General features: G+C 60.1%; 6 protein-coding genes. 4 read left to right on the forward strand and 2 right to left on the reverse strand.

The window, feature by feature from the left end:
- Both BSZ40_RS11975 and BSZ40_RS11080 read right to left on the reverse strand, forming a co-directional pair.
- A partial coding sequence (locus tag BSZ40_RS11975; RefSeq protein WP_158020906.1) for a hypothetical protein occupies positions 1-784 on the reverse strand: 784 nt, incomplete at its 3' end.
- Positions 784-1,206 carry a hypothetical protein gene (locus tag BSZ40_RS11080; protein WP_073826446.1) on the reverse strand — a complete coding sequence of 141 codons (423 nt, stop codon included), beginning with the start codon at positions 1,204-1,206 and terminating at the stop codon, positions 784-786. The genes BSZ40_RS11080 and BSZ40_RS11975, both read right to left, overlap by 1 nt.
- A 233-nt stretch (positions 1,207-1,439) precedes the next feature.
- On the opposite strand from BSZ40_RS11080, the gene BSZ40_RS11765 reads away from it, so the two are divergent.
- From BSZ40_RS11765 to BSZ40_RS12455, 4 genes are all read left to right on the forward strand, one after another.
- Positions 1,440-2,078 (forward strand): hypothetical protein, encoded by a 639-nt coding sequence (locus BSZ40_RS11765; protein ID WP_143180971.1) that lies wholly within the window; start codon positions 1,440-1,442, stop codon positions 2,076-2,078.
- 75 nt (positions 2,079-2,153) lie between these two features.
- On the forward strand, positions 2,154-2,822 hold the full coding sequence (locus BSZ40_RS11770) for a hypothetical protein (protein ID WP_143180972.1): 669 nt from the start codon (positions 2,154-2,156) through the stop codon (positions 2,820-2,822).
- Positions 2,823-2,906: 84 nt separating this feature from the next.
- Entirely contained in the window at positions 2,907-3,566 is a 660-nt protein-coding gene (locus BSZ40_RS11775; protein ID WP_143180973.1) for a hypothetical protein, read from the forward strand.
- Between the two features lie 577 nt (positions 3,567-4,143).
- On the forward strand, positions 4,144-5,743 hold a 1,600-nt coding region (locus BSZ40_RS12455; RefSeq protein ID WP_158020907.1), incomplete at its 3' end, for a hypothetical protein.

Raw genomic sequence — 5,743 nt, forward strand, 5'->3', positions numbered from 1 at the left:
CCGGGCCACCCGGCAACACCCCACCACGCAGGCCCGAACCACCCGGAACCCCCGGCATGCTCGGGCCACCCGGCACACCCACACCAGGCAGGCCACCAGACCCACCAAAACCACCACCACCGCCAAGGCCACGACCCCCACCGCCGCCGCTAACACCTATCCCGCGCAATACACCCATAATCCCCCAAGTACCATTAGACGGCACCCCATGCACAACCTCGGGACTGTTACGCACCGAACCTATCTCAGACTGCAAACGCTCAACCGTGCCACTAAACTCACCCAAAGCCTTGTTCATTACTTTGAGGGCCTGGCCAGCTAGGGCCTCACGCCGCAAGTTACGTTCAGCAGCAATGGAGTCCACCAACTCCGCACCCGACATCATCTCCCCGTTCTTATACACCACCTTTATTTGCCCTAAGCTTTCCTTCTCCGCCGGCGTCATCAACTCCGGCGACAACTGCGCAAACTCGCCCCGCGCAGTATCAAAAGATTTCAAGGCCTGAGCATATTGCATCCCCACTTGCCCAACCTGTGCCTTTTGCGCCTCCAACAAGCGAAACATCCGCTCCGCCCACTGCGTCAACTGCGACCCCGTCGCCCCCAACAACCCAGTCGTCTCCCGAAACGCCTCCAACGACCGCTGATACTCCTCGGTCATCTCCGCATACGGCGCGGTCTCATCCGAAACCGAATCCGGAACCAAACCAGCAACCATCCCCAACTTCTCATACTCACCCACAACAAACCTCCCTAAATCCAAACCCAAACAAACAACAACCACTACTCCATCCGCATATTAGGCGGCAACATGCTGCTACCCATGTTCGCCACTTCCGCAACGGGAAGGAAAGAGTGATATTGGGACTTGGCCCCAATATCGTCAACTATATTTTTAACCGCCTGCTCTAGCTGTTCTTCGTTGTCTTTAAATTCGTGGATGGCGGCACGTAAGCGGGCGGTGAATTCGTCTAGCTCAGCGGCATTGATTCTCAGCTCGTGAGTCAAAGCGAGGATGAAGTTTCGGTAAGCGGTGCGAAACCGGATCGCTCCCGGCTCGGTGCCCCACCGCTCCACCGTCTGCTGATCGGCCCACGCCTCCGTGGCGGCAATGGAGGCCTCCAGGGAGGCCTTGCCGTCTTGCTCCAACTTGTTGCACTGGTGCAGGGCCTGGTCGTAGTCAAAGGACAGGTCTTCGTTGGTCATCGCTTCCTCACAAGACTCAACAACATGGCGCGTGTCGCACATTACACTGAGCCGCGTTGCCTCGCGACAACTGCCACCCCTCAGTACAGGTAACAACACCGCAACAACCCGCCCACCACCCCAACCGCGAGGTCAAGCAGTGACCACCGCACTTCACCAGTAACACCACCCCCACCATGGCATCATGTTGCACGTCACACTCACAGGCACCACACCCGCCAGCAGGAGGAACCATGCGCACACAAACCCCACTCGCCACAACCCTCCTGCTAACACTCCTAGCCGGACTCACCGCCTGCACCCATAACCAACCCACCACCACCGCCACCACGCCCTCCCCCACCACCCCAACCATCACCACCCCCAGCACCCAACCCACCCCAAGCCCCACCCACAGCCCCATCGGCCCCGAAGGCACCGTACTAATCCAAGACGGCAAAGCCTGGCTCGAATCCAAAGACGGCACCTACACCATCGACATACCCAAACAATTCCAATACGACAAAATAAAAGAGGGCACCACCTTCCTGCGATCAATACATGACCCACAGACCGTATTAGCATTCACACACTACCACGAATTAAAGAGGATGCCCTCCATGAAAGAAGCGGAGGAATCATTCCATAGCTCGCTACTCACCGAATCTCAACTAAGGAAGGACATAACCGAGTTCGCAGGCAACCCAGCCATTGTTACACAAGCAAAGATAATTCCAATAGCACAGAACAACCACCCTGACTACGACGGCACAAGCATCCATGTCGTGACCGAGATTGGCGACACGCGTTGGGGATTGGGGTTCAGCACCGCCAGCCGCGAAGAAACAGAGGCACTAATGAAGCAAGCGGCGGACTCACTGACGAAACAGTAGCCCTCGCATCGAGCTAAAACCGCTACGGAATAATTGCTCGACTAAGCCGAGATCACACGACATGGAGAGAGACACATGCAGGGAAACAAACTCTCATTACACATTTTGTTACTGACCCTCCTAACAGGAATCAGCGCTTGCACCAGCACCACCCCCTCCGCTAGCCCCTCAACCGCCACCTCCGCAGCAAGCAACGCCAGCCCAAGCCAGCAAGACATGGCTCCTCCCTCTACTACCCCCACACCAGCTCCCACCCGGGAGAACCTCGGCCCCGAAGGCACCGTACTAATCCAAGACGGCAAAGTCTGGCTCGAATCCAAAGACGGCACCTACACCATCGACATACCCCAAGGGTTCGAACCTCACGAACCCACTGAGCGCAGCAATGGCAATCCCTTTTTGCAGTCCACATCGGACAAGCAAGCTGTCATAGCTTTTACACCGAGGCTGGATTTGAGGTCGGTGCCATCTAGGCAGCAAATTAAAGATGCGCTTTCAAATACCTTAACTAATGAACCACAAATTCGAGACGACCTTACTGTTTTCGCGGGACAACCCGCCATTACCACCCAGTTTAAGGTTATACCCTGGGGAGAGAATGACCACGCCGGATATGATGGAACCATTCTTTCATTATTCACGGAAATCGGGGGGACACGCTGGGGCTTAAGCTTCACCGGCTCAAACCCATCAGAGGCGGAGAACCTAATGCAGCAGGCCGCAGACTCACTGACCAAACAGTAGCCTAACCCTTCTCCGCCTAATCAAGCAGGCAACGCCACGAAAAGCCACGCGACAGAAAAAGCACACCCAAGAAACAATAAACACATGCAGGTAAACAAACTCGCATCCCTCATTCTGCTGCTAGCTCTGTCAAGCGGGCTCGGGGCCTGCACCAGTCAGCCTCATCCGACTGCCAGCCCCACGGCCCCCGCCGCGTCTTCGGCCACCACCAGTGCTAGCGCCAAGCCGTCGCCTATCCCGACACCAACCCCCACCCACAGCCCCATCGGCCCCGAAGGCACCGTACTAATCCAAGACGGCAAAGTCTGGCTCGAATCCAAAGACGGCACCTACACCATCGACATACCCCAAGGATTCGAATTCCACGCGCCAGATGAACACTCCCAAGGTAAACCCTACCTACAGTCAACTACAGATGAACAGTCACTTATGGGCTTTGTTCCCAGGCATGATCTAAAAGCCATGCCCTCACTGGAAGCCGCCAAAAAATCATTTCACAGCTCTCTGCTGACACAATCTGAAATACTTGATGATATAACCACTTTTTCAGACAGTCCAGCCATTATTGTCCAATCCAAGCTCATACCGGTGGCCGAAAATGATTACCCCGGATACGACGGAACGACCTTCTATGTTCTCACCGAGATTGGCGACACGCGTTGGGGATTGGGGTTCAGCACCGCCAGCCGTGAAGAAACAGAGACACTAATGAAGCAAGCGGCGGACTCACTGACCAAACAGTGAACGCGCCTAAAGGAATGACTTGCCGCAATACTCTCGCCACGAATTGACGCGACTTTGCGCTTGGCCGAAAGACAGGCAGAGTAAGGCAAAGTTGATGCGGCCCCAATGCGTGCCGCACCCTTGGTATTAGAGGCTCGTGGCTTGACCGTAGCAACTCTACTGACACACTGGCCTATACCCATCTTTCCCCATGCCGACCGCTAGCCGCACCCGGCACCCCGCGGTCATCTATCGTGGAAAACCGGGCTTCGGTTCGTTCCCGCTGCTGTCGCCCGCCGCGTAGTGGGGGGCGGATCGGGGTGAGGCCTCGTCCCCTGACGCCCCGCACTGGAGGCGGCTCACCGCACCGGGTCACGCGTGAAGTATTGACTGTCCTAGTCGAAGTGGAGGAACTAGGCCGGCGGATGCCACCGATCTCGGGCTGCGGCTCAACATTTTCGAGCAGCTCTACAACCTGGATAGCGGCCTGCAGCTAGACATAGACGACACTCCGTTCGACCCCGCGACCGAGGCCAAGCGGGCCAGGGAACTAACCGGCGGCGTGCGCCCGGACCGCCGTCGAGGCCGCCATCCCGAGGTGCGCCAGGCCCCGTTTGCGGGTTTCCCGCGGCGCGAGCAGCGAGAGTGGTGGCAGCAGTACCTGCAGGTGGCCCCTGCCAACAAACACGGCAACGTCCTCGCAACCAACCGGCAGATACAGCCGTGGCTGCTGACCTTGCTGGTGGTGGATTGGCAGGCCCCGGCCGCCGACGTAGTAGCGCAGCTGCGGTCCCACGGCCCGGAGGGCTTGTTCTTCCGGGCGCTGGCCCACCGTTTCTCCGCTGCCGAGCTGGCCGCCGCCCGCGCCCAGTTTTCCGCCGATTGGCCGGAACACCGGACGAATGCACAGGGGCGGGAGGGATACGTCGTGGAGGAGGCCTGCATTCGGGCCGCTTGCGGCGCGCTGCCAGTCGGATCGGCGCGCGCCCTCTTCCGGGGCATCCCTCGTAACCGGATCGACACGAATGCCTTCCGCAACCCGCAGGCCCCCAGTTGGGACCGGGTCCTGCTCGGTCTCGGCCTGGCCACCCCCGCCGACCGGGTGCATTTTGCCGCCGTCACTAAGCACCGCTTCTATAACCCAAGTGCGGTGGTGCCGTGGTTGGCGGGGACGGGAGTGGCGGGCCTGGAGTTGTTAGCCAAGTGGCTGACTAAGGAATCGGCGGAGAATTGCCGGGAGATGCTGCGGGAAGTGGCGCGGGTGGCGCACGGCCCGGGCATCGCCGGGTTCTTCCTCGACGCCCTAGATTCGCGAGGCACGGAAGTCGCGGCCGAGTGGTTGCAGGCCCACCCGCAGGCCCTGCTGCACGCCGAACTCTCCCAAGCCCAAGCAGACAAAGCCCTACAGTTCCTGCGCGGCGTCGAGCTACCAGACCTCGACCCCGACGCCCCGGGCGTGGCCCTGTTGGCCCGCCTACACGGCGAACACTCGACCCCGCTCCTGCGGCAGGCCCCCGACTGGTGGCAGAACGCCCTAACCGAGACCCTCGCCGCAGAGACGGCCGAGACACAAGCGGAGTCGGCGACGTCGTCGTCGGCCGCCTCGCAGCCGCAGCGGGCCCGCCGGAAGAAGCCCCGAAAGTTGTCGCTGCCCTTCCCTTTGAGCAGCCTGCCACCCCTCATCATCGACGGAGCCCAAGCCGATAGCACCCTGCTCGCAGAACTCCTCACCACCTGCCAAAACCACAACCCCACCCCCTTAATCACGGCCCTCAAAAGCCACACCACGCCCGCCAACCAAGACGCCTTCGCCACCGGCGTCCTCACCGCCTGGCTCAACACCAAAGCCCCCGTCAAAACCGTCTGGCTGCTGCCCACCCTGGCTCCCCTCGGCGGACCCGACTACACCGCCCACCTCAGCCAACTCATCCACACCTGGCCCAAACGCGGCCGCCACGTCCTGGCAGCTGAGGGGATGCGGGCCCTGGCGCAGGTGGGGACACGCGAAGCAGTGTTCGCGGTAACTCAAATCGCGCTGCAGCCCAGGGAATCCGCTGCCAGCATGCGCGCCGAGGAGGTGATTGCGGGTTTGGCGGCCGCCCGCGGGCAAACCCCCACACAAATCCACGACTGGGCCCTAACCACCACCCCCCTCACCCCCCAAGGACACACCCACCTAACCAACGGCACCCACACCT

The organism is Buchananella hordeovulneris (assembly GCF_001907235.1).
Taxonomy (GTDB): domain Bacteria; phylum Actinomycetota; class Actinomycetes; order Actinomycetales; family Actinomycetaceae; genus Buchananella; species Buchananella hordeovulneris.